27 protein-coding genes, 2 tRNA genes and 1 riboswitch are annotated in these 26271 nt (G+C 72.1%); of the genes, 24 read left to right on the top strand and 5 right to left on the bottom strand.

From position 1 onward, the window contains the following. Positions 1–54: 54 nt before the first annotated feature. On the bottom strand, positions 55–693 hold the full coding sequence (locus ACFYE1_RS03750; protein WP_387740081.1) for a VOC family protein: 639 nt from the start codon (positions 691–693) through the stop codon (positions 55–57). Between the two features lie 142 nt (positions 694–835). After that, positions 836–951: riboswitch (SAM riboswitch) on the top strand. Positions 952–1017: 66 nt separating this feature from the next. On the opposite strand from ACFYE1_RS03750, the gene ACFYE1_RS03745 reads away from it, so the two are divergent. Genes ACFYE1_RS03745 through ACFYE1_RS03735 form a run of 3 tightly spaced genes read left to right on the top strand, consistent with a single transcriptional unit; the run spans position 1018 to position 4340 of the window. Further along, positions 1018–2430 carry a bifunctional o-acetylhomoserine/o-acetylserine sulfhydrylase gene (locus ACFYE1_RS03745; protein WP_387740079.1) on the top strand — a complete coding sequence of 471 codons (1413 nt, stop codon included), beginning with the start codon at positions 1018–1020 and terminating at the stop codon, positions 2428–2430. Next, a complete protein-coding gene (gene metX, locus ACFYE1_RS03740; protein WP_387740077.1) occupies positions 2427–3611 on the top strand; it encodes a homoserine O-acetyltransferase MetX in 1185 nt (394 codons plus the stop codon). Before ACFYE1_RS03745 ends, metX begins: the two co-directional genes overlap by 4 nt. Positions 3612–3653: 42 nt before the next feature. Further along, positions 3654–4340, top strand: coding sequence for an alpha/beta hydrolase (locus ACFYE1_RS03735; protein WP_387740075.1), 687 nt, complete (start codon positions 3654–3656; stop codon positions 4338–4340). On the opposite strand, the gene ACFYE1_RS03730 is transcribed toward ACFYE1_RS03735, so the two are convergent. Further along, positions 4324–4566, bottom strand: coding sequence for an RNA-binding S4 domain-containing protein (locus ACFYE1_RS03730; RefSeq protein ID WP_387740073.1), 243 nt, complete (start codon positions 4564–4566; stop codon positions 4324–4326). The genes ACFYE1_RS03735 and ACFYE1_RS03730 overlap by 17 nt on opposite strands. 195 nt (positions 4567–4761) lie before the next feature. Here ACFYE1_RS03730 and ACFYE1_RS03725 point away from each other — a divergent pair, with 195 nt between their 5' ends. Together ACFYE1_RS03725 and ACFYE1_RS03720 are read left to right on the top strand one after the other, a co-directional pair. Further along, complete coding sequence (locus tag ACFYE1_RS03725; RefSeq protein WP_387740071.1) at positions 4762–6144, top strand: glycine--tRNA ligase; 1383 nt, start codon at positions 4762–4764, stop codon at positions 6142–6144. Next, entirely contained in the window at positions 6144–7118 is a 975-nt protein-coding gene (locus ACFYE1_RS03720) for a GNAT family N-acetyltransferase (protein WP_387740069.1), read from the top strand. Before ACFYE1_RS03725 ends, ACFYE1_RS03720 begins: the two co-directional genes overlap by 1 nt. 93 nt (positions 7119–7211) lie before the next feature. Here ACFYE1_RS03720 and ACFYE1_RS03715 read toward each other — a convergent pair whose 3' ends face one another. Next, a complete protein-coding gene (locus ACFYE1_RS03715; protein ID WP_387740067.1) occupies positions 7212–7586 on the bottom strand; it encodes a hypothetical protein in 375 nt (124 codons plus the stop codon). On the opposite strand from ACFYE1_RS03715, the gene dusB reads away from it, so the two are divergent. The 4 genes from dusB to ACFYE1_RS03695 all read left to right on the top strand — a co-directional run bounded on the left by dusB (position 7579) and on the right by ACFYE1_RS03695 (position 12276). After that, positions 7579–8757 carry a tRNA dihydrouridine synthase DusB gene (gene dusB / locus ACFYE1_RS03710; protein ID WP_387740064.1) on the top strand — a complete coding sequence of 393 codons (1179 nt, stop codon included), beginning with the start codon at positions 7579–7581 and terminating at the stop codon, positions 8755–8757. The genes ACFYE1_RS03715 and dusB overlap by 8 nt on opposite strands. 31 nt (positions 8758–8788) lie before the next feature. Then, a complete protein-coding gene (locus ACFYE1_RS03705; RefSeq protein ID WP_387740061.1) occupies positions 8789–10120 on the top strand; it encodes a deoxyguanosinetriphosphate triphosphohydrolase in 1332 nt (443 codons plus the stop codon). A gap of 123 nt (positions 10121–10243) precedes the next feature. Beyond that, a complete protein-coding gene (gene dnaG / locus ACFYE1_RS03700) occupies positions 10244–12124 on the top strand; it encodes a DNA primase (protein WP_387740059.1) in 1881 nt (626 codons plus the stop codon). Between the two features lie 79 nt (positions 12125–12203). After that, a tRNA-Asn gene (locus ACFYE1_RS03695) sits at positions 12204–12276 on the top strand. Positions 12277–12363: 87 nt separating this feature from the next. Here ACFYE1_RS03695 and ACFYE1_RS03690 read toward each other — a convergent pair. Continuing rightward, complete coding sequence (locus tag ACFYE1_RS03690) at positions 12364–12627, bottom strand: hypothetical protein (RefSeq protein WP_387740057.1); 264 nt, start codon at positions 12625–12627, stop codon at positions 12364–12366. 299 nt (positions 12628–12926) lie between these two features. On the opposite strand from ACFYE1_RS03690, the gene ACFYE1_RS03685 reads away from it, so the two are divergent. The 6 genes from ACFYE1_RS03685 (at position 12927) to ACFYE1_RS03660 (ending at position 17362) form a co-directional block, all read left to right on the top strand. After that, positions 12927–13403, top strand: a complete 477-nt coding sequence (locus ACFYE1_RS03685) for a hypothetical protein (protein WP_387740055.1) — start codon at positions 12927–12929, stop codon at positions 13401–13403. A gap of 174 nt (positions 13404–13577) precedes the next feature. Then, positions 13578–14480: a phage holin family protein gene (locus ACFYE1_RS03680; RefSeq protein WP_387740053.1), complete on the top strand. Its 903-nt coding sequence runs from the start codon at positions 13578–13580 to the stop codon at positions 14478–14480. Positions 14481–14646: 166 nt separating this feature from the next. Then, on the top strand, positions 14647–15651 hold the full coding sequence (locus tag ACFYE1_RS03675) for a DMT family transporter (RefSeq protein WP_387740050.1): 1005 nt from the start codon (positions 14647–14649) through the stop codon (positions 15649–15651). Beyond that, positions 15648–16901 (top strand): glycosyltransferase, encoded by a 1254-nt coding sequence (locus tag ACFYE1_RS03670; RefSeq protein WP_387740049.1) that lies wholly within the window; start codon positions 15648–15650, stop codon positions 16899–16901. The genes ACFYE1_RS03675 and ACFYE1_RS03670 overlap by 4 nt, the downstream gene beginning before the upstream one ends. A gap of 33 nt (positions 16902–16934) precedes the next feature. Further along, a tRNA-Ile gene (locus ACFYE1_RS03665) sits at positions 16935–17008 on the top strand. Positions 17009–17146: 138 nt separating this feature from the next. Continuing rightward, positions 17147–17362, top strand: coding sequence for a hypothetical protein (locus ACFYE1_RS03660; protein WP_387740047.1), 216 nt, complete (start codon positions 17147–17149; stop codon positions 17360–17362). Here ACFYE1_RS03660 and ACFYE1_RS03655 read toward each other — a convergent pair. Next, on the bottom strand, positions 17344–17955 hold the full coding sequence (locus ACFYE1_RS03655) for a murein hydrolase activator EnvC family protein (RefSeq protein WP_387740044.1): 612 nt from the start codon (positions 17953–17955) through the stop codon (positions 17344–17346). The two genes, ACFYE1_RS03660 and ACFYE1_RS03655, sit on opposite strands and share 19 nt — an antisense overlap. Before the next feature lie 440 nt (positions 17956–18395). Between ACFYE1_RS03655 and rpsB the strand changes: the two genes are divergently transcribed. The 9 genes from rpsB to ACFYE1_RS03610 all read left to right on the top strand — a co-directional run bounded on the left by rpsB (position 18396) and on the right by ACFYE1_RS03610 (position 26233). After that, complete coding sequence (gene rpsB, locus ACFYE1_RS03650) at positions 18396–19340, top strand: 30S ribosomal protein S2 (protein ID WP_387740042.1); 945 nt, start codon at positions 18396–18398, stop codon at positions 19338–19340. A 110-nt stretch (positions 19341–19450) separates the two neighbouring features. Next, entirely contained in the window at positions 19451–20281 is an 831-nt protein-coding gene (tsf, locus tag ACFYE1_RS03645) for a translation elongation factor Ts (protein WP_387740040.1), read from the top strand. A gap of 231 nt (positions 20282–20512) precedes the next feature. Continuing rightward, positions 20513–21286, top strand: a complete 774-nt coding sequence (pyrH, locus tag ACFYE1_RS03640; RefSeq protein WP_387740038.1) for a UMP kinase — start codon at positions 20513–20515, stop codon at positions 21284–21286. 126 nt (positions 21287–21412) lie between these two features. Continuing rightward, positions 21413–21970 carry a ribosome recycling factor gene (gene frr / locus ACFYE1_RS03635; protein ID WP_387740036.1) on the top strand — a complete coding sequence of 186 codons (558 nt, stop codon included), beginning with the start codon at positions 21413–21415 and terminating at the stop codon, positions 21968–21970. Further along, on the top strand, positions 21970–22926 hold the full coding sequence (locus ACFYE1_RS03630) for a phosphatidate cytidylyltransferase (RefSeq protein ID WP_387740034.1): 957 nt from the start codon (positions 21970–21972) through the stop codon (positions 22924–22926). The genes frr and ACFYE1_RS03630 overlap by 1 nt, the downstream gene beginning before the upstream one ends. 25 nt (positions 22927–22951) lie before the next feature. After that, on the top strand, positions 22952–23560 hold the full coding sequence (locus tag ACFYE1_RS03625; RefSeq protein ID WP_387740033.1) for a DivIVA domain-containing protein: 609 nt from the start codon (positions 22952–22954) through the stop codon (positions 23558–23560). A gap of 164 nt (positions 23561–23724) precedes the next feature. Then, on the top strand, positions 23725–24105 hold the full coding sequence (locus tag ACFYE1_RS03620) for a DUF485 domain-containing protein (protein ID WP_387740031.1): 381 nt from the start codon (positions 23725–23727) through the stop codon (positions 24103–24105). 3 nt (positions 24106–24108) lie between these two features. Then, entirely contained in the window at positions 24109–25740 is a 1632-nt protein-coding gene (locus ACFYE1_RS03615) for a solute symporter family protein (RefSeq protein ID WP_387740029.1), read from the top strand. A gap of 220 nt (positions 25741–25960) precedes the next feature. Next, positions 25961–26233 carry a GlsB/YeaQ/YmgE family stress response membrane protein gene (locus ACFYE1_RS03610; RefSeq protein WP_380216104.1) on the top strand — a complete coding sequence of 91 codons (273 nt, stop codon included), beginning with the start codon at positions 25961–25963 and terminating at the stop codon, positions 26231–26233. The last annotated feature ends 38 nt before the right edge of the window (positions 26234–26271 follow it).

Here is a 26271-nt window from a genome sequence, read left to right as displayed (position 1 = left end):
AGAGCCCGCAGCCGGCCAGCGCCCGGACCGGCGGCGGCCAGGGCCCGCCCGGCCTCAGATGGTGACGGGGCCGTCCGGGGTGCTGAAGGAGACGGAGAGCACCCCCGGGGCGCCGTCCGGGTAGCGCCAGTCGACCTCGAGGCCCTCGAGTGCGGTCTCGACGGGGGCGCCCAGCCACTCGGCGACCCGCTCCGGAGCCCCGGCGATGGCCATGCCCGCGAGCCCGACGTCCGTGATCCGCGCCTGGGACGGGTGCATCTCCGGGGCGGAGTCGAAGCGGATCATGAACGGCAGCTGCGGGTCGGCGATCAGGCCCTTGACGCCGATCTGGTGCCACTCCAGGCACCGGCCGTCCGGGAACACCCGATGGCCGGGCACGGACCGGCGCCCGAGGCGCTGCTCGAAGGGGGCGAGGTCGTCGACCTCCACGACCCAGCCCAGCCAGCCGCCGCCGGCCGCGGAGCGGGCGCGCACCGCCTGGCCGAAGGGCGCCTTCTCCGCCGCCGGGTGCTCGAGGACCTCGACGACCTCCACGTACTGGTGGTTCGTGAGCGGCAGGATCATGTTGCGGGTGCCGAACCGGGGGTGCACCCCGCCCTTGACCGGCTCGATCCCGAGCTCGTCCGCGATGCGCTCGGTGGTGGCCGCCAGGCCCTCCGGGCGGCAGGCGTAGGACACGTGGTCGACTCTCATGGGCTCATCGTGGCACCCTGTGAGTTTCGTCTCCAAATCGGCCCGCGGCGCGCCGGGGACGGTGCGGGCGGTGCCCGGTTCCGGGTGTCACGGCCGGGCCCGGCTTGACGCCGTGTCGCCCGTGTCCGGAGAATGCTGTCCAGGTCATGAGCGCCAGCGTCCAAGCCCCAGCTAGCTGGCCGGCAACCCTCCACCGCGGTGGGGTGCCCTGGGTGAAGACCAGGCTCCTCGCGACCGGCGAGCGAGCAAGCGCGGGTCCCCGGCGTCCGGCCGCACCGCCCCGGCCGGGACGGGACCCCTGATCTCCGCAAGGAGTCCCACGGCATGTCCGATCTCCCCGCCACCAGCACCGACGTCCCCGCCGCCCGCACCGACGCGGCCGCGCCCGAACGGCCCACCCCGGAGAACCCCGGGGGCTGGGCCTTCGAGACCCGGCAGATCCACGCGGGGCAGAGCCCCGACCCGGTCACCGGCTCCCGCGCCCTGCCGATCCACCAGACCACGTCCTTCGTCTTCCCCGACGCCCAGGCCGCCGCCGACCGCTTCGCGCTCGCCGAGCTCGGCCCGATCTACACGCGGATCGGCAACCCGACCACGGAGGTCGTGGAGAACCGGATCGCCGCCCTGGAGGGCGGCGTGGGCGCCCTCATGCTCAGCGCGGGGCAGTCGGCGACGACGTTCGCCGTGCTCAACGTCGCCGGAGCGGGCGACCACATCGTGGCCAGCCCCAGCCTGTACGGCGGGACCTACAACCTCTTCAAGTTCACGCTGCCCAAGCTCGGCATCGAGACCACCTTCGTGGCGGACCCGGACGACCCCGAGGCCTGGCGGCGGGCGGTCCGGCCGAACACGAAGGCCTTCTTCGCGGAGACGATCCCGAACCCGCGCAACGACGTGCTCGACATCGAGACGGTCTCCGGGATCGCCCACGACCACGAGGTGCCGCTCATCGTGGACAACACCGTGGCGACCCCGTACCTGGTCCAGCCCTTCCGCTGGGGCGCGGACGTCGTGGTGCACTCGGCCACCAAGTTCCTGGGCGGGCACGGCACGGCCATCGGCGGCGTGATCGTGGACTCCGGGGCCTTCGACTTCGGCCGCTACCCGGAGCGCTTCCCCGGCTTCAACCAGCCGGACGAGTCCTACGGCGGCCTCGTCTACGCCGAGGCCCTGGGCGCGGAGGGCCCCTTCGGTGTCAACCTGTCCTACATCCTCAAGGCCCGGGTGCAGCTGCTGCGCGACCTCGGCTCCGCGATCTCCCCGTTCAACGCGTTCCTCATCGAGCAGGGCATCGAGACCCTGTCGCTGCGGATGGAGCGGCACGTGGCCAACGCCGAGAGGGTGGCCCGCTGGCTCGAGGCGCGCCAGGACGTGCGCTCGGTGTCCTGGGCCGGGCTGGAGTCCTCCCCGTGGCACGAGCGGGCGCAGAAGTACGCACCCCGGGGCGCCGGGTCGATCCTGGGCTTCGTCCTCGACGGCGGCCGGGAGGCCGGAGCCGCCTTCGTGGACGCCCTGACCCTGCACTCGAACGTCGCGAACATCGGCGACGTCCGCTCGCTCGTGATCCACCCGGCGTCCACCACGCACAGCCAGCTCCTGCCCGAGGAGCAGCTGGCCTCCGGCGTGGAGCCCGGCTTCGTGCGCCTGTCCGTGGGCCTGGAGAACATCGACGACATCCTGGCGGACCTGGAGCAGGGCTTCGCCGCGGCCGCGGCCGCGCACGGAGGGCAGGAGTGACCGTGACGGTCGTGGGGGGCACCGACGCCGGGACCGCCGTCCGCGAGGACGGCGTGCCGCGGGTAGCCGGGATCGGCGAGCTGGAGCTCGAGTCGGGCTACCGGCTGCCCGACGTCCGGATCGCCTACGAAACCTGGGGGACGCTCGCCCCGGACGGCTCCAACGCGGTCCTCGTCGAGCACGCCCTCACCGGCGACACCCACGTGGCGACCGGCCGGGCCCGTCCCGGTGCCTCCGAGACCGAGCGGCGCGCCGCGGAGAGCGGCGGCTGGTGGGAGGGCCTGGTCGGCCCCGGCGCCGCCATCGACACGGACCGCTGGTTCGTGGTCTGCACCAACATCCTGGGCGGCTGCTACGGGTCCACGGGCCCGGCGACCCCTGCGCCGTCGAGCGTGGACCCCGAGAGCCGCCCCTGGGGCTCCCGCTTCCCGCTCGTCACCGTCCGGGACTGCGCGCACGCCGAGGCGGCCCTGGCCGACGCCCTCGGCATCGACGCCTGGCGCCTGGTCATCGGGGGCTCCATGGGCGGGGCCCGGGCCCTGGAGTGGGCCGTGACCTACCCGGACCGGGTCCGGGCGTGCGCGGTGGTCGCCGCATGCGCCCAGTCCAGCGCGGAGCAGCTCGCATGGGGCCAGGCGCAGAAGCTCGCGATCCGCCAGGACCCCCACTTCCGGGGCGGGGACTACTACGACGGCCCGCTGCCCGTCACGGGTCTGGGCCTGGCACGGCGGATCGCCCACATCACCTACCGCTCGGCCGACGAGCTGCACCACCGGTTCGGGCGCTCACCGCAGGCCGACGAGCAGGTCATCGACACCCACGCGGACGGGCGGGGGCGCTACCAGGTGGAGAGCTACCTCGATCACCAGGCGTCCAAGCTGGCCGGCCGCTTCGACGCCAACAGCTATCTCGCCGTCAACGAGACGCTCATGTCCCACGACGTCGCCCGGGGCCGCGGCACGCTCGAGGAGTCGCTGTCCGTGGCCTCCTGCGAGTGGCTCGTGGCGGCGGTGGACTCCGACCGGCTCTACCTGCCCCGCGAGTCCGACATCCTGGCCGCCGCGCTGCCCGGGGACGTCCGACGGCACACGCTCACCTCGCCCTCGGGCCACGACGGCTTCCTCATCGAGACGCCCCAGCTCGGCAAGCTGCTCGTGGAGACCGTGCTGCGCGAGCCCTGAGCCGTCGCGGCGGCTCAGGGGCCCGGGTGGCACACTGGTGCCATGACCGACACCTCCGTCCCGACCGGGACCGCCACCCCCTTCGCCGTGTGGAGCAACGACGCCGACGCCCGCCCCGGCACCCCCCTGCTCGTGCTCCTGCACGGCTACGGCTCGCACGAGCACGACCTCATGGGTCTCGTCCCGGCCCTGCCGGACGAGTTCAGCGTGGCGTCCCTGCGCGCCCCCGAGCCCGTCCAGTTCGGCTACCAGTGGTTCCCGCTGGCCGCGGACCTCAGCTACGCCCTCGACCGGGTCGCCGAGGCCGTGGAGCCCGTCGCGGCGTGGCTGCGTGAGCTGGCCGCGGACCACCCCAGCATCACGCTGCTCGGGTTCTCGCAGGGCATGGCCATGGCCACGTCCCTCGCCCGCCACATGCCCGGCGAGATCGCCGCGGTGGTCGGGCTCTCCGGGTTCGTGGTCCCCGGGGAGCACCCCCTCTTCGCCGACGACCGGCTGCGGGAGCAGCCGCTGCGGATGTTCTGGGGCCGCGACCCGCAGGACCCGGTCATTCCGCAGGAGCTGGTCGACTCCACCGCCGAGTGGGCCCTGGAGCACGCCGAGGTCATGAAGGTGCACTACACCGGGATCGGCCACGGGATCAGCCAGCAGGAGGTCGGGCACGTGCGCGAGTACCTCACCCAGGTGGTGCTGGGCGACCCCGCCCGCCGGGTCAGCCCCCCGCGGTGATCCGGACCGAGGCACCGCCGGCGGAGACGACGTCCCCCGGGTGCAGCTGCCGGCCGCGCCGCGTCTCGACCTCGCCGTTGACCGCGACCTGACCGTCCTCCACGAGGCCCCGGGCGTGCGCCCCGTCCTCGGCGAGGTTCGCCAGCTTGAGGGCCTGGCCCAGCCGGATCATGTCGTCGCGGATGGGCAGTTCGCCGGGTCCGCCGGGCTGCTGGGGAGTTGTCATGGCCCCATTGTCCCAGGTCCCATGCGGTCGGCGGGCACGGCGGGAATTGGCTACCCTGGAACGAGGACGTCGCTCGCGGCGTCCTCGTTCGTGACGGCCGCCGACGGCCGGTTCCCGGCGGGGCACCGCCGGGCCACACCACCCACCACGCGCGTCCGCAGCCGGCGGTCGGGCGAGACCCCGGAGGAAATCCACATGGCCCCCAAGTCCACACTGGACAACGTCATCTCGCTGGCCAAGCGCCGCGGTTTCGTGTTCCAGGCGGGTGAGATCTACGGCGGTTCCCGCTCCGCCTGGGACTACGGGCCCCTCGGCGCGGAGCTCAAGGAGAACATCAAGCACGAGTGGTGGCAGACCTTCGTGCGCGGGCGCGAGGACATGGTGGGCCTCGACTCCTCGATCATCCTCCCGAAGGCCGTGTGGGAGGCCTCGGGGCACGTGGCGACCTTCACGGATCCGCTCGTGGAGTGCACCTCCTGCCACAAGCGCGCCCGCCAGGACCACCTGGTCGAGACCTTCGAGGAGAAGAAGGGCCGCGCCCCGGAGAACGGCATGGCCGAGATCCCCTGCCCCAACTGCGGGACCAAGGGCCAGTGGACCGACCCGCAGCAGTTCTCCGGGCTGCTCAAGACCTTCCTCGGCCCGGTCGACAACCAGGAGGGCCTGCACTACCTGCGGCCCGAGACCGCGCAGGGCATCTTCGTGAACTTCAACAACGTGGTCACCTCGGCCCGGAAGAAGCCGCCCTTCGGCATCGGCCAGATCGGCAAGGCGTTCCGCAACGAGATCACCCCCGGCAACTTCATCTTCCGCACGCGCGAGTTCGAGCAGATGGAGATCGAATACTTCACCCACCCGTCCGAGGCCGGGCACTGGTTCGACGAGTGGGTCGAGGCGTGCTGGAGCTGGTTCACGGACCTGGGCATCGACCCGGACCACATGCGCCGCTACGACGTCCCCGAGGACGACCGGGCGCACTACTCCGCCGGCACCATCGACATCGAGTACCGGTTCGGCTTCCAGGGCAACCCCTGGGGCGAGCTCATGGGCGTGGCCAACCGGACCGACTACGACCTCGGCGTGCACAACGAGCACTCGAACACGGACCTGAGCTACTTCGACCAGCAGACCGACGAGCGCTACGTCCCGTACGTGATCGAGCCGTCCTTCGGCCTGACCCGCTCCATGATGGCGTTCCTCGTGGACGCGTACACCGAGGACGAGGCTCCCAACTCGAAGGGCGGGGTGGACAAGCGCACGGTCCTCAAGCTGGACCCGCGCCTGGCCCCGGTCAAGGCCGCGGTGCTGCCGCTGTCCCGCAACGAGGACCTCTCGCCCAAGGCGAGGGACCTGGCCGCCGAGCTGCGCCGGAGCTGGAACATCGACTTCGACGACTCGGGGGCGATCGGGCGCCGCTACCGCCGCCAGGACGAGATCGGCACCCCGTTCTGCATCACGGTGGACTTCGACACCCTCGAGGACCAGGCCGTGACCATCCGCGAGCGGGACGCGATGACCCAGGAGCGCGTGGCCCTCGACCAGGTGAAGGGCTACCTCGCCGGGAAGCTCGTCCGCTGATGAGCGGCGCGCTGACCGGTTCGGGGCTGCGGCCCTGGCGGGACGGGGACGACCTGCGCCTGCTCGAGGTGTGGCCCGCCCCGGAGACGCCCCAGGCCGCCGCCTTCCGGGCGACCCTGCGCCCCGACGACGACGCCCCGTGGTCCCGCACGGTCGTGGCGGAGGACCAGGGCGTGCCGGTCGCCGCCGCCACGGTCTACGAGTCGGCGCTGCACCCGTCACGGCTGTGGGCCTACGTGGAGGTCGCCCCCGAGCGCCGGGGCGAAGGGCTCGGACGGGTCCTGCTGGAGCGGCTGCGCACCGAGGCGGCGGGCTCGCCCTCGGGCGTGCAGGCCCTGCGCACCACGGTGGCGCCGGGCTCGGCGGGGGAGCGCTTCGCGCGGGCCGCCGGGCTCGACCCCGTCCAGGACTCGCGCGTGGTGCGGGTCGAGGCCGGGGCCCTGCCCCTCCGGCCGCTGCGGGAGCACGCCGACGGGACACCGGCGCAGGCCGTCGAGGACCTGGCCACGGGCTCGGTGGAGCTCACCCGGGCGCTGTGGGACTTCTACCGTTCCGTGCACGCCTGGGACGAGCCGGCGGAGCTGCCCGTGGGACGGGTGAACCAGCTGTTCCTCTCCGACGCCGCGCACGCCTTCGGGGCCGTGGTGCTGCGCAACGGCGTGGGCCCGGGGGAGCGGGGCAGGATCTCCGCGTTCGCCGTGAGCTACCGGCCCGTCGAGCTCGATGCCGCCCCCGGCGCCCCGCCGCCGGAGCAGGACGCTGCCGCGCACGTCCTGCTCGGCTGGACGCCGGGGGACGCCGAGGCGGGCCCCGCGCTCGAGCAGCTGCTCGCGCTGCTGGCCCACCACCACCCAGTGCAGTTCCAGGTCGACGAGTCCATGGAGCCGCTGACCGCCGTCGTCGAGAACCTCCTGGCGGCTGGCGTCGCCACGGTCGTGGAGGCCTCCGTCGTCCTCGCGGAGCCCGGGGACTGAGCGCCTGGAGAGGCCCCGGCGCGCGGATGGCCCCGGCACGTCGAGGTGCCGGGGCCATCCGCGTGTCCTGCACGGACCCGGCAGGGGCCGCGCTCAGCCGGCCGTGCTCGTTCCGACGCGCTCGCCGTCCGCCCGGGCCGCGGTGCAGCCCTGCTCGCCGTAGAGCCGGTCGGTCGGCAGCTGGGCCGCGAAGGGCACGGACCCCGGGCTGCGGATCGAGGTCTCCGACGCCCCGGAGCTCGGCGCGCTCGGGGCCGCCGCCGGCCAGGACTCCAGGTCCTGGTGCGCGGGGACCTGCCCGCGGTCGCGCAGTGGGCCTCCGGGCGCGGCGGACGCCGCCTCGAGGTCGGCGCCGAGGTCGAGAACCCCCGCTGGTTCTGACGCCCGCAGGGCACCACTGGGCCCCGGGGGCCCCTCCGGGGCCGTGCGCCGTTCCCGTCCGTGAGAGAATTCCCCGGTGATGGACACCCGTACCGAGAACCACCCCGCCCGGCTCGACCTGCCGCCGCTGCACCTGGGCGACCTCACGATCGACGTCCCCGTGGTGCTGGCGCCGATGGCCGGGGTGACCAACAAGGCGTTCCGCCGGCTGTGCCGCGAGTACGGCGGCGGCCTCTACGTCACCGAGATGGTCACCGCCCGCGCCCTCGTGGAGCGGCGGCCCGAGTCCATGCGCATCATCGACCACGACCCGGACGAGACGCCCCGCTCCATCCAGATCTACGGCGTGGACGCCGTGCACGTCGGCCAGGCCGTGCGGATGGTCGTCGAGGAGGACCGGGCCGACCACATCGACCTGAACTTCGGCTGTCCCGTGCCGAAGGTCACCAAGCGCGGCGGCGGGTCCGCCCTGCCCTGGAAGACCGACCTGTTCACCGCGATCGTGCGCACCGCGGTCGACGAGGCGTCCCGGGGGGACGTCCCCGTGACCGTCAAGATGCGCAAGGGCATCGACGACGACCACCTCACGTTCCTCGAGGCGGGCCGGATCGCCCGCGACTGCGGTGTCGCCGCCGTCTCCCTGCACGGGCGCACGCTCGAGCAGCACTACTCCGGGACCGCCGACTGGGACGCCATCGCGCAGCTGCGCGAGGCGCTGCCCGACGTGCCCGTGCTCGGAAACGGCGACATCTGGAGCGCCGAGGACGCCGTCCGCATGGTCGAGCAGACCGGTGTGGACGGCGTCGTGATCGGCCGCGGGTGCCAGGGCCGCCCCTGGTTGTTCGGCGACCTGCAGGCCGCCTTCGAGGGCCGGCCCGACCGCTTCCGTCCCGGAGTGGCGGACGTGGCACGCACGATCCACCGCCACGCGGAGCTGCTCGTCGAGACCTTCGGCGACGAGGCCAAGGGCCTGCGGGAGATCCGCAAGCACGTCGCCTGGTACTTCAAGGGCTACCCGGTGGGCGGGGAGCTGCGTGCGCGGATGGCCCAGGTGCCGGACCTGGCGACCCTGCGCGAGCTGCTGGGCGAGCTCGACCTGTCCCTCGGCTACCCGGGCGAGGCGGTCGAGGGTCCGCGCGGCCGCGCCGGCTCGCCGAAGAAGCCGCACCTGCCGGACGGCTGGCTGGGCTCCCGCGAGCTGGGGGGCGCCGAGCGGCTCGGCCTCGTCGCCGCCGAGCTCGACGTCTCCGGCGGCTGAGCCGGCGCCCACGACACGGAAAGGACCGGGCATGCCCCACACGTCCATCGAGATCGACCGCACCGGCGCGCCCGCCCCGGGCTACGAGGCCCGCGACGTCGCGCGCTGGGTGGCGGAGGACCACCACAACAAGTACCGCTCCGACTTCGAGCGGGACCGCGCCCGGATCCTGCACTCCTCGGGGCTGCGGCGGCTTGCGGCCAAGACCCAGGTCGTCTCCCCGGACACCGACGACTTCGTGCGCAACCGCCTGACCCACTCCCTCGAGGTCGCCCAGATCGGCCGGGAGCTGGGCCGGATGCTCGGCTGCGACCCCGACGTCGTCGACGCCGCCTGCCTCTCCCACGACCTGGGCCACCCGCCGTTCGGGCACAACGGGGAGTCGGCCCTGCACCGGCTGACCCAGCACGTCGGCGGCTTCGAGGGCAACGCGCAGACCCTGCGCCTGCTCACCCGGCTCGAGCCCAAGGTGCTCGACGACGACGGGGGCCCGGCCGGCCTGAACCTCACCCGCGCCGTGCTGGACGCCGTGTGCAAGTACCCGTGGGAGGCCCACGAGGCGCCGCGGCGCCCGGACGGGACGCGGTCCCAGAAGTTCGGGGTCTACACGGACGACCTGCCGGTGTTCGCGTGGCTGCGCGACGGCGCCCCGGCCCGCACGAAGTGCCTCGAGGCCCAGGTCATGGATCTCTCGGACGACATCTCCTACTCCGTGCACGACGTCGAGGACGCGATCGCCTCCGGGCTGGTGCAGCTGGGCTGGCTCGCCGACACCACCCAGCGGGACAGGGTGCTCGAGCTCACCCGGCGCTGGTACCTGCCCGAGGCCGCCCCGGAGTCCCTCGACGCCGCCCTGACCCGCCTCGAGGAATCGTCCCTGTGGGTCCGGGAGATGGACGGGTCCCGCAAAGACCTCGCCCGGCTCAAGAACATGACGAGCCAGCTCATCGGCCGCTTCGCGATGTCCGCGGTCGGCGCCACCCGGGACATCTACGGCGAGGACCCGCTGACCCGCTACGACGCCCAGCTCGTGGTCCCGGAGGGGACCGCGGAGGAGATCGGCGTGCTCAAGGGCATCGCCACGACCTACGTCATCGCGGTGCGCGACGCCCAGCCGATCTACGACAACCAGCAGGAGGTGCTCACGATCCTGGTGGGCGCGCTGATGGACTCCGACGGCCGCTACCTCTCGCCCGCCTTCGCCGCCGACTGGCGCGACCTCGGCGAGGGGCCGGGCACGGAGGCCGCCCGCCTGCGCCTCGTCGTGGACCAGGTCGCGTCCCTCACCGACCTGTCCGCCGTGTCCCTGCACGACCGGATCCGCGGCACCCACTGGCGCGTGGGGGACAAGCCGCTCTGGTGACCCGCTCCACCGGCGCGGTTCCCGGTCCCGGTCCATGACTGTGGACCGGCCGGGTCGCGCGGTGCTCCACCACGCGGTGGGCCCCGGCCCTCGGGCGTCGGGCCGCGCGCCTAGACTGGCCGTGTGCCAGGACTGATCAGACGCGAGGACATCGACGAGGTGCGGGCGCGCACCGACATCAAGGAGATCGTCGACGGCTACGTCACCCTCAAGAGCGCCGGCATCGGCTCCTGGAAGGGCCTCTGCCCGTTCCACGACGAGCGCACCCCCTCCTTCCACGTGCGGCCGCAGATGGGCACCTTCCACTGCTTCGGCTGCGACGAGTCCGGGGACGTCATCTCGTTCCTCATGACGATGGACCACACCACCTTCTCGGAGACCGTGGAGAAGCTCGCGGCCCGGGTGGGCTACGAGCTGCACTACGAGCAGGGCTCCGGGCCGAACAAGGAGGAGGTCGGCCGCCGCCAGCGCCTGCTGGACGCCCACAAGGTCGCGGCCGAGTTCTTCCAGCGCAACCTCTACACCCGCCAGGCCGCCTCCGCCCAGCAGTTCCTGGGCGAGCGGGGCTTCGACGGCGAGGCCGCCCGGCGCTACGGCGTGGGCTACGCGCCCCGCGGCTGGGACCACCTCCTCAAGCATCTGCGGGACCGCGGCTTCACGGACCAGGAGCTCAAGCTCACCGGCATGTTCTCCGAGGGCAACCGGGGGCTCTACGACCGGTTCCGGGGCCGGCTCGTCTGGCCCATCCGCGCGGTCGCCGGCGAGGTCATCGGCTTCGGCGCCCGCAAGCTCCACGACGAGGACCAGGGTCCGAAGTACCTCAACACCCCCGAGACCGCCCTGTACAAGAAGTCCCAGGTGCTCTACGGCATCGACCTCGCGAAGCGCGAGATCGCGAGGCAGCGGCGCCTCGTCGTCGTCGAGGGCTACACCGACGTCATGGCGTGCCACCTCGCGGGCGTGACCACGGCGGTGGCCACGTGCGGCACCGCCTTCGGGGCCGAGCACATCAAGATCGTCCGGCGGTTCCTCTCCGACGACGGCGGCGGGGGAGAGGTGGTCTTCACGTTCGACGGCGACGCCGCCGGGCAGAAGGCCGCCCTGCGCGCGTTCGAGGAGGACCAGAAGTTCGTGGCGCAGACCTACGTGGCGGTCGAGCCCCACGGGATGGACCCCTGCGACCTCCGGCTCGCCCGCGGGGACGCCGCCGTGACCGAGCTCGTGGAGAACCGCCGCCCCCTGTTCGAGTTCGCGATCCGGGCGACGCTGAAGAACTTCGACCTGGACACCATCGAGGGCCGCATCCGGGCGATGCGGGCCTGCGCGCCCATCGTGGCGCGGATCCGGGACCGCTCCCTGCGCCCCGCCTACGCGCGGCAGCTCGCGGGCTGGCTCGGCCTCGAGCCCGCCGAGGTCCAGCGGGCCGTCGACTCCGCGGGCCGCGCCCGGCGCGAGGAGAGCCCCGCGCCGCACCGGTCGGCGGAGCCGGAGGCGTCAGGACCCGTCCCGGTCGAGCTCCCCGACCCGCGCGAGCCCGTGGCGCGGATGGAGCGCGAGGCCCTCGAGACCGTCATCCAGTGCCCGGACCTGATGCTCGAGCGGCACTGGGAGGAGTTCGGCCTCAGCGCCTTCCGCTATCCCGTGCACGGGGCCGTGCACGACGCGGTGCTGGCCGCCCGCGCGGAGCTCCTCGGGAACGGGGCCGCCGAGCCGAGCGGGCAGGTCTGGGTCGACGCGGTGCGCGGGCGCCTGCCGGAGCCGTTGCACGGCTACCTCGCCGAGCTCGCGGTGACGCCGCTTCCGGCCACCACCCAGCTGCAGCTGGAGCGCTACACCGCGGACATCCTCAACCGACTCTTCGAGCTGCAGATCAACCGCCGCAAGTCGGACCGGCTGGCGGAGCTCCAGCGCACCGACCCCACCGGTCAGCGCGAGCGCTACCAGGAGCTCCAGCGGGAGCTGCTGGAGCTGGAGATGCAGCGGCGCGGCCTCCGCCAGGACTGACGCGGCCGCGCGGGGCCGGATTTGTCGAAGCCCGGCGCGAACGGTAAAGTGATGGCTCGTTGCACGCGTGCGTGCACGGTCCCCCGTAGCTCAATTGGCAGAGCATTCGACTGTTAATCGAAGGGTTACTGGTTCGAGTCCAGTCGGGGGAGCCGCCCAGCAGGCCCCCACCAGCGTCCGACGCCGGTGGGGGCCTCTGTCGTGCCGGCGCGCCGGCGTCGTTCCGGAGCGGCGTCGCCTCATCCGGTAATGCTGATCCGGACCCCCTCCGCGGGGGCGGGCACGTCGAAGACGGCCGTGTAGTTGAGGACGGCGGTCCAGACCGACACCCGCACGTCGTTCTCCGACATCTCCGGCGGGTGGTGGGACACGGTCACGGCCCACTCCTGCCCGTCGAACAGCATCTCGGTGGAGGTGACGGTGACGCCCCGGGCGGCGAGCGCCCCGACGACGCCGGCCCGCACCAGGGACTCGGCGGGGTGGGCGTGGGGGATGGCAGTCATGGTGGTCGTCCTTCCGGCAGGAGCCCGGATCGAGGCTCACTTCCATTGACTCGCATCCAGTCGCGAAAGTAATGCCCGCTCTTTGCCCGACAAACGGGCGGGTGGGCCGCTTCCGAGGGGCCTGCCGAGCCGAGTCCTGCACTTCGGAGCTACCGTCCGGTCCACCGCTCAGTAGTGCCGAACCGTGACCGTAACGCGTCCGTAACGTCACCGTTTGCTATTGAGCGCCTTGTCAGAAGCGAATTACGCTGACCTCACCTTTCACACCTAGGGGGAACACAGTGAAATCTCTGGAAAAGATGGTAGCGAGTGTCGCGGTCGCAGGACTGCTGCTCGGGGGAGCATCACCGGCACTGGCGGACGGCGGCAAGGACGACAAGGGCAAGGGCGACGACAAGAAGCACAGCTGGCACAAGGAGAAGAACAACGGCGAAGTGGACGTCGTCGTCAAGTACCGGCACAAGGGCCACTGGAAGACGAAGGAATACGAGGACAAGGACCTCAAGAAGGCGGCGTCCATCGCGAAGGAGAAGTGCCACGGCGGCGACTGGTGGGACTACTACAAGGACGCCCGCAAGGTGGACAAGACCGGCAAGTCGGACAAGGTCTGCGACAAGCGGTACGTGAAGGTCTCCTTCGAGCAGGACGAGGACCGGCGCTGGGACAAGGACAAGGACCACGACAAGGACCACGGCAAGGACCACGACAAGGACCACGACAAGGACCACGACAAGGACCACGACAAGGGCAAGGGCAGCGGCAAGAAGGATAAGTAGCGCTGAGCCCCATCCTGACGCACTGACGGGAGGGCCCGTCCGGGGAACCGGGCGGGCCCCCCCGCACGTCCGGGCAGGCCACGTCGCGGCCCCGTGCTCGCCCGCCCCCGGCGTCCCCGATGGTAGCTTGGTGCTCAGTCCACGTACTTTTTCTCATCATCAACGGAGGCGGGCATGAGTCATTCGGTAGGCCCCAGCACGGGCGGGACGTCTGGAACGAGGTCGGAGCACTCCGATCCCGGAACGGCGTCGATCCTCGACGTCGTCAAGGTCTTCGCTCGGCTGCTGCCCAAGCAGCTGAAGGACGAGGCGCAGCTCGCCAAGCTCGAGCTCACGGAGAAGGCGAAGACGCTGGGCAAGGGGGCGGCCTTCGTCGTCGTCGGCCTGGTCTTCCTGCTGCTGGCCACGATCGCCCTGGTCGGCGCGGCGATCGCCGGGCTGTCGCAGATCATGCCGGCCTGGCTCGCGGCGCTGCTGCTCGCCGTGCTGTTCCTGATCATCCTCGCCGTCGCGGCGCTCATCGGAGTGTCCACCATCAAGAAGGCACTTCCGCTCGTGCCGCGCAAGGCCGTCTTCGGGACGAAGTACGACCTCGGCGTGGTCAAGGAGGGCTCCGCCTACACCGAGGGCCGCGTCCAGCGCGAGGAGCAGCTGGCCCGCGAGCGCAAGGAGCAGGAGAAGCGCGAGGCCGCGCAGGACCCCGCCCGGCAGAAGCCTCCGGCGCCCACCGAGGAGCAGCTCCGGCACCGGCTCAAGCTGCGCCGAGAGCACCTCAAGACGCTGCGCGACGACGTCCAGGGCCGCGCGGAGGCCATCCAGTCCACCACCAAGGGCTTCGTGGACCGCACGAGCCGCACGGTGAAGACCACCCCGAAGGACGTGAAGGGCCTGCTCGCCAAGAACGGCTCGAAGTCCGGCTCGAAGAGCGGTGCGACGTTCGGGTCCAGGTTCGGTGCGACGGCCGGATCGACGTCCGCCACGGCTCAGTCCGGGCTGGGCGAGCGGTGGCAGCCCCTCACGGTGCTGGCCGTGGCGGGGAGCGCGTTCGTCGTCTTCCTCCGCAAGCTGTTCCGGTGACGTCCTCGTCCACGGGCCGCCCGTGGACGAGCGCACCGGTCGAAGGCCCGGAAGCCACAGGCTTCCGGGCCTTCCCCGTGCGTTCACCGGGTGTCCACGCGACCCGGGGCGGCCGTGTCGGCCGGCTCGATAGACTCCCGGGCGTGACGACAGATCGGTGGAAGCCATGAGCCAGTGGTTGGCCGTGGCCCTGGCACTGCTCTCGGCCGTGTGCCTGGCCGTCGGGACGCAGCAGCAGGGCAGCGCCGTGGCAGACGTCGCGCACGGACGGCTCGGTCTGCGCAACATCCCGGCACTGCTGCGCCGTCCCCGCTGGCTGCTCGGGCTGACGCTGCTGGGCACCGGTACCGGCCTCAACGTCACCGCGCTCGGACTGGCCACCGTGACGGTGGTCCAGCCGATCGGCGTCGTGGCCCTGGTCATCACCACGCTGCTGCACGCCCGGCACCGACGGCTGCGGATCAACCGGCGCACGTGGACGGCGATCGGGCTGTGCACCGCGGGCGGCGCGGTCTTCGTGACGTGCGCCGTGGCGGCGACCGACCCCGCCCAGGGCATCTCGCAGTGGGCCGAGCACACCGTGGTGGTCATGCTCGTGGTGCTGACCTGCGTCCTGGGGGTCTCCGCCGCGATGTTCGGCCGCAGCCTGGGGGGGACGTTCTACGTGGTGGGGGCGGGCATCCTCTACGGCTTCGTGGCGGTGCTCGTGCGGCTGACGCTCATCCGCATCCAGGGCAGCACCGGTACGCCCCTGGACGACGTCAACTGGCTGGCGGTGGGCGCGGCCGTCGTCGCGGCCGTGCTCGGCGGGTGGTTCGTCCAGACGGCCTTCGCGGCGGGTCCGCCGGACCTCGTGATCGCCGGTCTGACCGTGATCGACCCCATGGTGGGCGTCCTCCTGGGACTGCTGGTCCTGGGCGAGGCGGCGCCGGGCTTCTCCGTTCCGCTCGGGGTGCTCATGGCCGCGGCGGGCGGCCTTGCTATAGTCGGGGTCGCCGTGCTCTCGCAGCACCACCCGGAGGTGCTCGAACGCCGCGCCGAACTCGCACGGCAGGACCGGGCGCAGTCTGCCCCGGGATTCCCGGCACAGCACCCCGCGCCGCGCCGCACAGCGCACGACCGTCCAGTGCACGACCGCCCAGCACACGACCGACCGGGAAGAGACGCTTGAGCGCCCACACCGTGACCGCCGACCGCCCCCTGACCGTCCTCCTGGGTGCCGAGACCTATCCGCCGGACGTCAACGGAGCCGCGCAGTTCGGGCACCGTCTTGCCCGGGGCCTGCACGAGCAGGGTCACCGGGTGCACGTCCTGTGCGCCCGCCCCGGCTCCGGCCCGTCGTACCGCGCCGATGACGACGGCGTGGTCGAGCACCGCCTCCGGTCCCACCGGGCGTTCACGCACCCGTACTTCCGCCTGTGCTTCCCGTGGCAGGTCGCCGAGGAGATCCGCCGCGTGCTGGACGAGGTGCGCCCCGACGTCGTCCACGTCCAGAACCACTACATCCTCGGCCGGATGCTGGTGCGGGAGGCCCGGCGGCGGGGCATCCGCACGGTGGCCACCAACCACTTCGTCCCCGAGAACCTGGAGCCGTTCCTGCCGTTCCCGGCGTGGGTGCTGGAGCGGTACCGCGCCGTGTCGTGGCGGGACATGGTCCGGGTGTTCGGCGCCTGCGACGTGGTGACCGCGCCCACCCCGCTCGCGGTGGAGGCCATGTGCCGCAACGGCTTCCCCGACACCGTGCTCGCCGTGTCCAACGGCATCCGGATCGCCGACTACGAGGCCCACGACGGCGAGCGGCGGCAGCCGGCCGAGCACCCGACCGTGCTGTTCACCGGCCGGCTGGCGGTCGAGAAGAACGTGGACGTGCTCATCGAGGCCCTCTCCATGCTGCCCGCCGAGCTCGACGCCCACCTGGAGCTCGTGGGCGACGGCGAGCAGCGCCCCGCGCTCGAGAAGCTGGCGAGGGCCCTCGGGGTGGCCCAGCGGGTCCGCTTCCTGGGCTACGTCCCGGACGACGACCTGCGCGCGGCCTACCTCCGGGCCGACGTGTTCTGCCAGCCGGGCACGGCCGAGCTGCAGTCGCTGGTCACCCTCGAGGCGATGGCGGCGTCCCGGCCCGTGGTCCTGGCCGACGCGCGGGCCCTGCCCCACCTGGCCGAGGACGGGGTCAACGGCTGGCTCTTCGTCCCGGGCGACGTACAGGACCTCGCGCGCAAGCTCGCCCTCGTCCTGGGCGCCCCGCCCGAGGAGCGAGAACGGATGGGCCGCGAGAGCCGCCGGAAGGTCGCGCAGCACAGCTTCCCACGGACCCTGGAGACGTTCCTGCGGCTCTACCGCGGCGAGCACCCGGAGCCCGTGCCCACCCGGGCCGCGGGACCGCGACGGATGCGGATCAGGCTGGCCTCGCTCGTGCGGTAACGTGGTGCTGCGCCGCCGGGCCCGTCCCGGCGCGGGGCCGTAGCTCAGCTGGTCAGAGCAGAGGACTCATAATCCTTCGGTCGTGGGTTCAAGCCCCACCGGCCCTACTCGTCACCCCTCTCACCGTGGATCTCCCGGTGGGAGGGGTGCTCTGTCGGCCCGGACCGGCCACCGGGTGCGCGTCCCCCGTGGATGTGGTGCACTGGGAGTCCGATCCGCGCACCACCCACCGAGAGGACGCCGAGATGAGCCGCCGCACGCCGTGGAGCCTCCTGTCCGTCGCTGCCCTGGCGCTCGCCGCACTGACCGGCTGCGACACCACCGCCGAGGACGTCGAGCAGGGCGCCGACCAGGTCCAGCAGGAGGTCGAGGAGGGCGCCGAGCAGGTCCAGGAGGGCGCCGAGGATGTCGTCGACGAGGTCGAGCAGGGCGTGGACGACGCTCAGGACGGCGAGGGCTGAGCGGCCGCGCGCAGCCGCTCGGGCACCGGCAGCAGCACCGACGGCTCGAGCTCGCCGACGAACTGCAGCGGATTGACGTAGTCGCCGTCCCGGCGCACGCCCCAGTGCAGACAGGTCCGCGGACCGCAGTGGTCGCGGCCGCGCAGCACGCCCACGACCTGACCGCGGCTCACCCGGTCCCCGGCGACCAGGGCCGACTCGACGGGCTCGAAGCTCGAGCGCAGACCCCCGCCGTGGTCGAGCGTGAGCACCGGGCGGTCCACCACGAACCCCGCGAAGCTCACCGTTCCCGCCGCCGGGGCGCGCACGCTCGCCCCCGGGGCCGCACCCAGGTCCACGCCCCGGTGGCCCCGCGCCCACGGCTGGGCGGGCGGGGCCCACTCGCCCACCACGGCCGGCCGCGGCGACAGGGGCCACGCCCATCCCTGCGCCGCCGAGCCGGGGGAGGGGAGCGCGGCCCCGAGCACGAGCACCAGCACCAGCATCCCGGCCGGCACCGTGCCGGAGCGCTTCCTCCCGGGCCGCGCCGTCGGGGAGCGCGGCGGGCCCAGGACCCGGAGGAGTCGGGAGTGCAGGAAGGACCGGAAGGGCATGCACCCACTGTCGGTCGCCGGTGCCGGGCGGAGGGCTGCCACCCACCGTGCTGTGGACGCACCCGGAGCCCGTCCGGCAGCCGCCGGCCGTGTGCAGGGTGGACGAGGCCCTGTAGTACACTCGATCCCGCAGTGTGCTCTGACGCGCCCTTCGTGGTGTGCCCTCGCGACCATCCCGGACCCGGCCCCGACGCCGGAGCCGACGGCGCGTCGGCGAGCAGCTGACTTCGCGCGCAGCGCCACCGGGGCCTCCTGTCCCGGTCCGGCCGCCCCGGTCCGCGTTCCCCGTCCCGGCGGGGTGCGGCACGGCGGCCGGGAGACGGACCCGCAGGGTCCGCCCACCGCTGCGCCAGGGGCTCGTCCGCCGGACGCAGCCGAGAACCGAACCCGCGGGCCGGGCGTCGTCGCACGCCCTCCCGCACGAGAGACCAGGAGACGACATGTCCGTCGTTACCATGCGCCAGCTCCTCGACAGCGGCGTGCACTTCGGCCACCAGACCCGCCGCTGGAACCCGAAGATGAAGCGCTTCATCTTCACCGAGCGCAACGGCATCTACATCATCGACCTCCAGCAGTCGCTGTCCTTCATCGACCGCGCCTACGAGGCCGTCAAGACCACCGTGGCCCACGGCGGCACCATCCTCTTCGTCGGCACCAAGAAGCAGGCCCAGGAGGCCATTGCCGAGCAGGCCACCCGCGTGGGCATGCCCTACGTGAACCACCGCTGGCTCGGCGGCATGCTCACCAACTTCGCCACGGTCTCCAAGCGCATCGAGCGCATGAAGGAGCTCGAGGAGATCGACTTCGACGACGTCGCCGGCTCGCAGTACACCAAGAAGGAGCTCCTGCTCCTGCGCCGCGAGAAGGAGAAGCTGGAGCGCACACTCGGCGGCATCCGCAACCTCACCAAGGCCCCGTCCCTGATCTGGATCGTGGACACCAAGAAGGAGCACCTCGCGGTGGACGAGGCCCAGAAGCTGGGCATCCCCGTCGTCGCGATCCTCGACACCAACTGCGACCCCGACGAGGTCGCCTTCCCGATCCCCGGCAACGACGACGCGATCCGCTCCGTCAACCTGCTGACCCGCGTGATCGCCGACGCCGTGGCCGAGGGCCTCATGGAGCGCCACAACAAGAAGTCCGGCGGCGCCGACCAGGCCGCCGAGCCGATGGCCGAGTGGGAGCGCGAGCTGCTCGAGCAGCACGCCGCCGAGCAGACCGCCGCCACGGAGGCTCCGGCCGAGACCGCTGCCCCGGCCGAGACCGAGACCGCGGCTGCGACCGAGGCTCCGGCCGAGACCGCTGTCGCGACCGAGGCTCCGGCCGAGACCGAGACCGCGGCTGCGACCGAGGCTCCGGCCGAGACCGAGACCGCCGCCGAGTAGTCTCCGTCCACCGTCCGATTCCCCCGGCGGGGCACCGTCCCCGCCCGGTGCCGGCCGGGGCGGGCCCACGCCCGCCCCGGCCGGCACCACCGACCGAGTGAGGAGTTTCCATGGCGAACTACACCGCCACCGAGATCAAGGCCCTGCGCGAGCGCACCGGCGCCGGCATGCTCGACGTCAAGAAGGCGCTCGACGAGGCCGACGGCGACCTCCAGAAGGCCCAGGAGATCATCCGCGTCAAGGGCCTCAAGGGCGTCACCAAGCGCGAGGGCCGGGCCACGGCCGAGGGCCTCGTCGCCGCGCGCGTCGAGGGCACCGTCGGGTACATGGTCGAGGTCAACTCCGAGACCGACTTCGTGGCGAAGTCCGCCCCGTTCGTCGAGTTCGGCAACAAGGTGCTCGACGCCGCCGTGGCCGCCGATGCCACCACGCTCGAGTCCCTCATGGACGCCCAAGCCGACGGCAAGGCCGTCTCCGAGCTCGTCACCGAGACCGGTGCCCTGCTCGGGGAGAAGGTCGTCGTCCGCCGCATCGCCCGCGTCGAGGGCGACAACGTGGCCGTCTACCTGCACAAGACCTCCAAGGACCTGCCGGCGCAGGTCGGCGTGCTGCTGGCCGTCGCCGGTGCCGACGCAGGACAGGTCGCCCACGACGTCGCCGTGCACATCGCCGCGATGTCCCCGACCTTCCTCTCCCAGGAGGACGTGCCCGCCGAGACCGTCGAGTCGGAGAAGCGCGTCGCCGAGGAGACCGCCCGCGCCGAGGGCAAGCCGGAGAAGATCCTCCCGAACATCATCAACGGCCGGCTCAAGGGCTACTTCAAGGACGTCGTCCTGCTCGACCAGGACTTCGCCAAGGACTCCAAGAAGACCGTCGGCAAGGTGCTCGAGGAGGCCGGCGCGACCGCCACGGCCTTCGCCCGCTTCCGCGTCGGCGCCTGACCGGGTCCCGCCCCGGGCGCCGCGCCCGCTCCGCGGAGGGGGCGTTCCTGCACCGCAGGAACGCCTCCTCCGTCGTTCCTGGCCCCACCTGCGACGACGTCCGCGAGGCCCCGGGCGCGGGCGTCGGGGGGCAGGCGTGTTCTGTATGCTGAGGGAGGCCCGCCCCCGAGCCAGCTGCACCCTCGCGGGGCCGAGCCGGTCCACGCAGCTCCGTCGTCGCCGGGAGGAACCATGCCCACCACTTCTGCCTCCGAGATCAAGGACGAGGCCCTGCGCCTGAGCAGGGACCCCCGGGTGGCCCCCGTCCGCCGCCGGGTCCTGCTCAAGCTCTCGGGAGAGGTCTTCGGCGGCGGCTCCATCGGGGTGGACACGCGCGTGGTCCGTGACATCGCCGAGCAGATCGCGGCCACCGTGGGCCAGGTCGAGACCGCCATCGTGGTGGGCGGCGGCAACTTCTTCCGCGGCGCGGAGCTCTCCCAGGCCGGCATGGACCGCTCCCGGGCGGACTACATGGGAATGCTGGGCACCGTCATGAACTGCCTGGCCCTGCAGGACTTCCTCGAGCAGTGCGGGGTCGACACCCGGGTGCAGTCCGCGATCAAGATGGAGCAGGTGGCCGAGGTCTACATCCCGCGCCGGGCCATCCGCCACATGGAGAAGGACCGCGTCGTGATCTTCGGCGCCGGCGCCGGGCTGCCCTACTTCTCCACCGACACCGTCGCGGCCCAGCGGGCCCTGGAGGTCCACGCGGACGAGGTGCTCATGGCGAAGAACGGAGTGGACGGCGTCTACACCGCCGACCCCCGCACCAACCCGGACGCCCAGCGGCTGTCCGCCCTCACCTACGGCGAGGCCCTCGCCCGCGACATCCGGGTCATGGACCAGACGGCTTTCAGCCTGTGCCGCGACAACGACGTGACCATGCGCGTCTTCGGTATGGAGGGTGAGGGCAACGTCACCCGCGCCATCCTCGGGGAGCAGATCGGCACCCTCGTCACCGCGTGAGCCGGCGCGGGACGGCCCCCGGCTAGACTGGGGCCAGCACGGCCGGGCGGCGCGGTTCCCGCGCGGCGACCGGCCGAACCGACCCAGCGCGGAGGACTCCGTGCGACCCGACGAAGGAGCCCCTACGTGATCTCAGAGACCATGTCCGAAGCGAAGACCAAGATGGGCAAGGCCGTCGACGGCGCCAAGGAGGACTTCGCCGCGGTCCGCACGGGCCGGGCCAACCCCTCCCTCTTCTCGAGCGTGCTGGTCGAGTACTACGGCACTCCCACCCCGCTCCAGCAGCTCGCCTCCTTCCAGAACCCCGAGGCGCGCACGCTGCTCATCACGCCGTACGACCGCTCGGCCCTCAACGACATCGAAAAGGCGCTGCGCAACTCGGACATCGGGGCGAACCCGGCCAACGACGGCAACGTCATCCGTGTGGTCATGCCGGAGCTGACCCAGGAGCGGCGCAAGGAGTACGTCAAGGTCGTCGGCCACAAGGCGGAGGAGGCCCGCGTCTCGGTGCGCAACATCCGCCGGCACGCCAAGGACCAGATCGAGAGGGCCGTCAAGGACGGCGACATCGGCGAGGACGAGGGCAAGCGCGCGGAGAAGGACCTCGACGCCGCGACCAAGAAGCACATCGACCAGATCGACGAGATGCTCAAGAACAAGGAAGCGGAGCTGCTGCAGGTCTGATGCCGGACCAGCCGCGACCGCACCAGGAGACGAAGGCTTCCCCGGGAACCGCTGGGGGGGCCTTCTCCCCACGTGCCCGTCCGGCGCCCGCCCCGGCCGCCGCCGCCCCGACCCCGGGACCGCCGGGGCGCCGGCACACCGCGCCCTCGCGCGCCGGCCGGAACCTGCCGGCCGCCGTGGGCGTCGCCGTGGTGCTCATCGGGACCCTGCTCGTCGGGCTGTTCGTCCAGCCCCTCGTCCTGGCCCTGTTCGCCGGGACGGCCGCCGGGATCGGAGTCTGGGAGGTCGGCCGGTCGCTGCGCTACCGCGGCATCGTCATTCCGCGGGTCCCGGCGGTGGCCGCCGGCGTGCTGATGCCTCTCGCCGCGTTCGCCGGAGGCGGCGAGACGCTCATGATGGCCGTCATCGTGGGGCTGACGCTCGTGATCGGCTGGCGGGCGCTGGGGGACCGGGACGGCATGATCCTGTCGATCATGGGCTCCGTCTTCGCCCTGGTGTGGGTGGGCTTCCTGCTCAGCATCGCCCTGCTGCTCTACCACACCGAGGCGGGCGCCTTGAAGGTGCTCACCGTCATGCTGCTGGCCGTCGGCTCGGACACGTGCGGCTACGCCGTGGGAGTGGTCTGGGGCCGCCATCCCATGGCACCGCGGATCAGCCCCAAGAAGTCCTGGGAGGGCTTCGCCGGCTCGCTGGGCGGTTCGGTGGTGGTCGGCGTCCTGTGCGCCGTCCTGCTGCTCGACCACTCCTGGTGGGAGGGCGCCGTGCTCGCCGCGGTCCTCGTGCTCGCCGCCACCGTCGGCGACTTCTCCGAGTCCATGGTCAAGCGCGAGCTGGGGATCAAGGACATGGGCACCCTCCTGCCCGGGCACGGGGGAGTGATGGACCGGATCGACTCCATCCTCTTCGCCGTCCCCGCCGGGTACCTGCTCTTCGAGCTGTTCGCCGCGAGCGCCTGAGCCGGGCGTCCAGGACCCGCAGCCCATGCCCCCCGAACGCCCCTGGATTCCGACGGCCCCCACCCGCATCCCCCGGTGCCCCGGGTCCGAGCGCGGCTACGACGTCGCCCAGGTGGACGACTTCCTGGCCGCCGTGCACTCGGCCCTGCGGGAGCCGCCGCCCGTCACCGGGCCGGAGCGCCGGCCCGGGGTCCTGCTCAGCACGCAGGTGCGCGCGGCCGTCTTCGCCGGCGCGCGGGGCGGCTACCGGCCGGCGGCCGTCGACGAGCTGCTCGACGCCGCCGAGGACGCACTCGCCGCGGCCGAGCGCGAGCGCTGCCTGCGCGCCCGGGGCCCGGAGGCCTGGCAGGAGCACCTCGACGCCCTGACCCGGCTGCTCCGGAACCGTCTCGACCGGCCGCGCACCCAACGGTTCCGGCGTCCTTCCCGGCCACGGGCCCACGGCTACTCCGCGGCGCACGTGGACGTCCTGTGCGAGCGCCTCGGCGCCCGGCTGGAGGGCACCGCAACCCTCGAGCCGGGCGAGCTGCGCCGGGCCGTCTTCCCGCCCGCGCAGGGCGAGCGCAGCTACGAGGAGCAGCAGGTGGACGCCTTCCTGGACCGCGCCGTCCAGCTGCTCCTGGCCTCGCGCTGAACCGGACCGCCGCAAGCGTCTGTGTATACATGCTGAACCGGATGTCGTCCGGAAACACCGTTCCATGTTCGTCCTGCCCCTCGAGAAGCAACTTTTGGATGTTTCACCTTGCCCCTGTGCATACAACGGCCTAGTGTGGGCCACATCACATGAGGAGGTAGCCCATGTCCAACCAGCCACCCATCGACGCCGACGACCTCGTCGCCGACGTCGACTTCCCCGCCGCCCAGCGGTCGCCCGAGTTCCAGGAGCTGCGCAAGACCCACCGCGGCTTCGTCTTCCCGCTCGCCGTCGCCTTCCTGGTCTGGTACCTGCTGTACGTGGTGCTCGCCATGTACGTCCCGCAGCTCTTCGCGATCCAGGTGATCGGCAACGTCAATCTGGGAGTGATCCTGGGTCTGCTCCAGTTCGTCACGACCTTCGCGATCACGGGCGCCTACGTGACCTTCGCCAACCGCAAGCTCGACCCGAAGGCCACGGCCATCCGGGAGCGCCTGGAGCCCAGCCTCGGCGCCCCCGGCGGCGTCCACGGACAGGAGAACTGATCGATGAATCCTCTGCACTCCGCGCTCGCGCCCATGGCGACCACCACCACGGAGACGGTCGGCACGCCCTGGATCAACATCTCCATCTTCGGCGCGTTCGTCGTCGTCACGATGGTCATCGTCCTCCGGGCCTCGAAGTCCACGGCCACCGCCGCCGACTACTACGCCGGCGGCCGCGGCTTCAGCGGCACCCAGAACGGCTTGGCCATCGCGGGCGACTACCTCTCGGCGGCGTCCTTCCTCGGCATCGTCGGCGCCATCGCCATCCAGGGCTACGACGGGTTCCTCTACTCCATCGGCTTCCTCGTGGCCTGGCTCGTGGCGCTGCTGCTGATCGCCGAGCTCCTGCGCAACACCGGCAAGTTCACGATGGCGGACGTGCTGTCCTTCCGGCTGCGCCAGCGCCCCGTGCGCGTCGCGGCCTCCATCTCCACCCTCTCCGTCTCCGCGTTCTACCTTCTGGCCCAGATGGCCGGCGCCGGTGCGCTGGTGTCCCTGCTGCTGGGCATCGGCTCGCGCGCCGGTCAGTCGCTCGTCATCGTGGTGGTGGGCGTGCTCATGATCGTCTACGTCCTCGTGGGCGGGATGAAGGGCACCACCTACGTGCAGATCATCAAGGCGGTGCTCCTGGTCTCCGGCGTGGCGGTCATGACCGTCTGGATCCTGGCGCTCTACGGCTTCAACTTCTCCTCGCTGCTCGGCGACGCGGTCGCCGTCTCCGGCAACCCGGCCATCCTCGAGCCGGGCCTGCGCTACGGGGCCACGGAGACCAGCAAGCTGGACTTCATCTCCCTGGGCCTGGCTCTCGTCTTCGGCGCCGCGGGCCTGCCCCACGTGCTGATGCGCTTCTACACGGTGCCCACGGCCAAGGAGGCCCGCACGTCCGTGGTCTGGGCGATCGGCCTGATCGGCCTGTTCTACCTCTTCACCCTCATCCTGGGCTTCGGCGCGGCGGCCCTCATCGGCGCCGAGCGGATCCAGGCGGCGCCGGGCGGCGTGAACTCCGCGGCGCCGCTGCTGGCCTTCGAGCTGGGCGGATCGCTGCTGATGGGCATCATCGCCGCGGTGGCGTTCGCCACGATCCTCGCGGTCGTGGCCGGCCTGGCCATCACGGCCTCGGCCTCCTTCGCCCACGACATCTACACCAGCGTCATCAAGAAGGGCGACTCCGATCCCCGCAAGGAGCTGCGGGTCGCGAAGACCACGGTGGTGGTCATCGGCCTCGTGTCGATCGCGGGCGGCATCGGCGCGCAGGGCCAGAACGTGGCGTTCCTCGTGGCGCTCGCCTTCGCGGTCGCGGCCTCGGCGAACCTGCCGACCATCCTGTACTCCCTGTACTGGCGGCGCTTCACCACCCGGGGCGCCGTGTGGTCGATGTACGGCGGCCTGTTCCTCTCGGTGGGCCTGATCATCTTCTCCCCGGTGATGTCCGGTACCGAGACCTCGATGATCCCCACGGCGGACTTCGCGTGGTTCCCGCTGCAGAACCCGGGCATCGTCTCGATCCCGGCCTCCTTCCTCCTCGGCTTCATCGGCTCCATGACCGAGCGCCGTCTCGAGGACCCGGTCAAGCAGTCCGAGATGGAGGTGCGCTCCCTCACAGGCATCGGTGCGGAGAAGCCCGTCGCCCACTGACGGATTCCCGCTCCCACCTGGGAGGATCCCCGGCCCGCCCGAAGCCCCGGCTTCCGGCGGGCCGGTCCGTGGCCGGAGACACGCGCGTATTCACGACAGTAAACAGACAGGTGGCTGACCGTCGACTAGTGTGGTGCGCAGAAGCAACCTCAGGGTATTCCAGGGATACTGGCCGGTTGCGTACAATGAAAGTCCCTCCCGGGACGGATAAGGAGCCATCATGGGAATCATCAGCTGGATCATCCTCGGCCTCATCGCGGGTGCCCTCGCCAAGCTCATCATGCCGGGCAGCCAGGGCGGCGGCATTATCGTCACCATCGTCCTCGGCATCGTCGGGGCCCTCCTCGGGGGCTTCCTGGGCTCGCTGATCGGCATCGGCAGCCTGGAGTCCGCGTTCGACATCGGCACCATCATCACCGCCGTCGTAGGAGCCCTCATCGTGCTCTTCATCTACGGAGCGGTCACCGGACGCAAGGGTCGCGCCACGCGCTGATCCGATCCCTTCCGTCGCCGAGGCCCCGTCCGCCCTTC

It is taken from the genome of Kocuria nitroreducens (genome assembly GCF_042879195.1).
GTDB lineage: Bacteria > Actinomycetota > Actinomycetes > Actinomycetales > Micrococcaceae > Kocuria > Kocuria nitroreducens.
This window is presented reverse-complemented; position numbering and strand designations above follow the sequence as displayed.

What these genes read in the sequence shown, in the direction of transcription:
- ACFYE1_RS03750 (WP_387740081.1), bottom strand. Translation starts at nt 693, where the DNA reads ATGAGAGTCGACCACGTGTCCTACGCCTGCCGCCCGGAGGGCCTGGCG.
- ACFYE1_RS03745 (WP_387740079.1), top strand. Translation starts at nt 1,018, where the DNA reads ATGTCCGATCTCCCCGCCACCAGCACCGACGTCCCCGCCGCCCGCACC.
- ACFYE1_RS03735 (WP_387740075.1), top strand. Translation starts at nt 3,654, where the DNA reads ATGACCGACACCTCCGTCCCGACCGGGACCGCCACCCCCTTCGCCGTG.
- ACFYE1_RS03730 (WP_387740073.1), bottom strand. Translation starts at nt 4,566, where the DNA reads ATGACAACTCCCCAGCAGCCCGGCGGACCCGGCGAACTGCCCATCCGC.
- ACFYE1_RS03725 (WP_387740071.1), top strand. Translation starts at nt 4,762, where the DNA reads ATGGCCCCCAAGTCCACACTGGACAACGTCATCTCGCTGGCCAAGCGC.
- ACFYE1_RS03720 (WP_387740069.1), top strand. Translation starts at nt 6,144, where the DNA reads ATGAGCGGCGCGCTGACCGGTTCGGGGCTGCGGCCCTGGCGGGACGGG.
- dusB (WP_387740064.1), top strand. Translation starts at nt 7,579, where the DNA reads ATGGACACCCGTACCGAGAACCACCCCGCCCGGCTCGACCTGCCGCCG.
- ACFYE1_RS03705 (WP_387740061.1), top strand. Translation starts at nt 8,789, where the DNA reads ATGCCCCACACGTCCATCGAGATCGACCGCACCGGCGCGCCCGCCCCG.
- ACFYE1_RS03690 (WP_387740057.1), bottom strand. Translation starts at nt 12,627, where the DNA reads ATGACTGCCATCCCCCACGCCCACCCCGCCGAGTCCCTGGTGCGGGCC.
- ACFYE1_RS03685 (WP_387740055.1), top strand. Translation starts at nt 12,927, where the DNA reads ATGGTAGCGAGTGTCGCGGTCGCAGGACTGCTGCTCGGGGGAGCATCA.
- ACFYE1_RS03680 (WP_387740053.1), top strand. Translation starts at nt 13,578, where the DNA reads ATGAGTCATTCGGTAGGCCCCAGCACGGGCGGGACGTCTGGAACGAGG.
- ACFYE1_RS03675 (WP_387740050.1), top strand. Translation starts at nt 14,647, where the DNA reads ATGAGCCAGTGGTTGGCCGTGGCCCTGGCACTGCTCTCGGCCGTGTGC.
- ACFYE1_RS03660 (WP_387740047.1), top strand. Translation starts at nt 17,147, where the DNA reads ATGAGCCGCCGCACGCCGTGGAGCCTCCTGTCCGTCGCTGCCCTGGCG.
- ACFYE1_RS03655 (WP_387740044.1), bottom strand. Translation starts at nt 17,955, where the DNA reads ATGCCCTTCCGGTCCTTCCTGCACTCCCGACTCCTCCGGGTCCTGGGC.
- rpsB (WP_387740042.1), top strand. Translation starts at nt 18,396, where the DNA reads ATGTCCGTCGTTACCATGCGCCAGCTCCTCGACAGCGGCGTGCACTTC.
- tsf (WP_387740040.1), top strand. Translation starts at nt 19,451, where the DNA reads ATGGCGAACTACACCGCCACCGAGATCAAGGCCCTGCGCGAGCGCACC.
- pyrH (WP_387740038.1), top strand. Translation starts at nt 20,513, where the DNA reads ATGCCCACCACTTCTGCCTCCGAGATCAAGGACGAGGCCCTGCGCCTG.
- ACFYE1_RS03630 (WP_387740034.1), top strand. Translation starts at nt 21,970, where the DNA reads ATGCCGGACCAGCCGCGACCGCACCAGGAGACGAAGGCTTCCCCGGGA.
- ACFYE1_RS03625 (WP_387740033.1), top strand. Translation starts at nt 22,952, where the DNA reads ATGCCCCCCGAACGCCCCTGGATTCCGACGGCCCCCACCCGCATCCCC.
- ACFYE1_RS03620 (WP_387740031.1), top strand. Translation starts at nt 23,725, where the DNA reads ATGTCCAACCAGCCACCCATCGACGCCGACGACCTCGTCGCCGACGTC.
- ACFYE1_RS03615 (WP_387740029.1), top strand. Translation starts at nt 24,109, where the DNA reads ATGAATCCTCTGCACTCCGCGCTCGCGCCCATGGCGACCACCACCACG.
- ACFYE1_RS03610 (WP_380216104.1), top strand. Translation starts at nt 25,961, where the DNA reads ATGGGAATCATCAGCTGGATCATCCTCGGCCTCATCGCGGGTGCCCTC.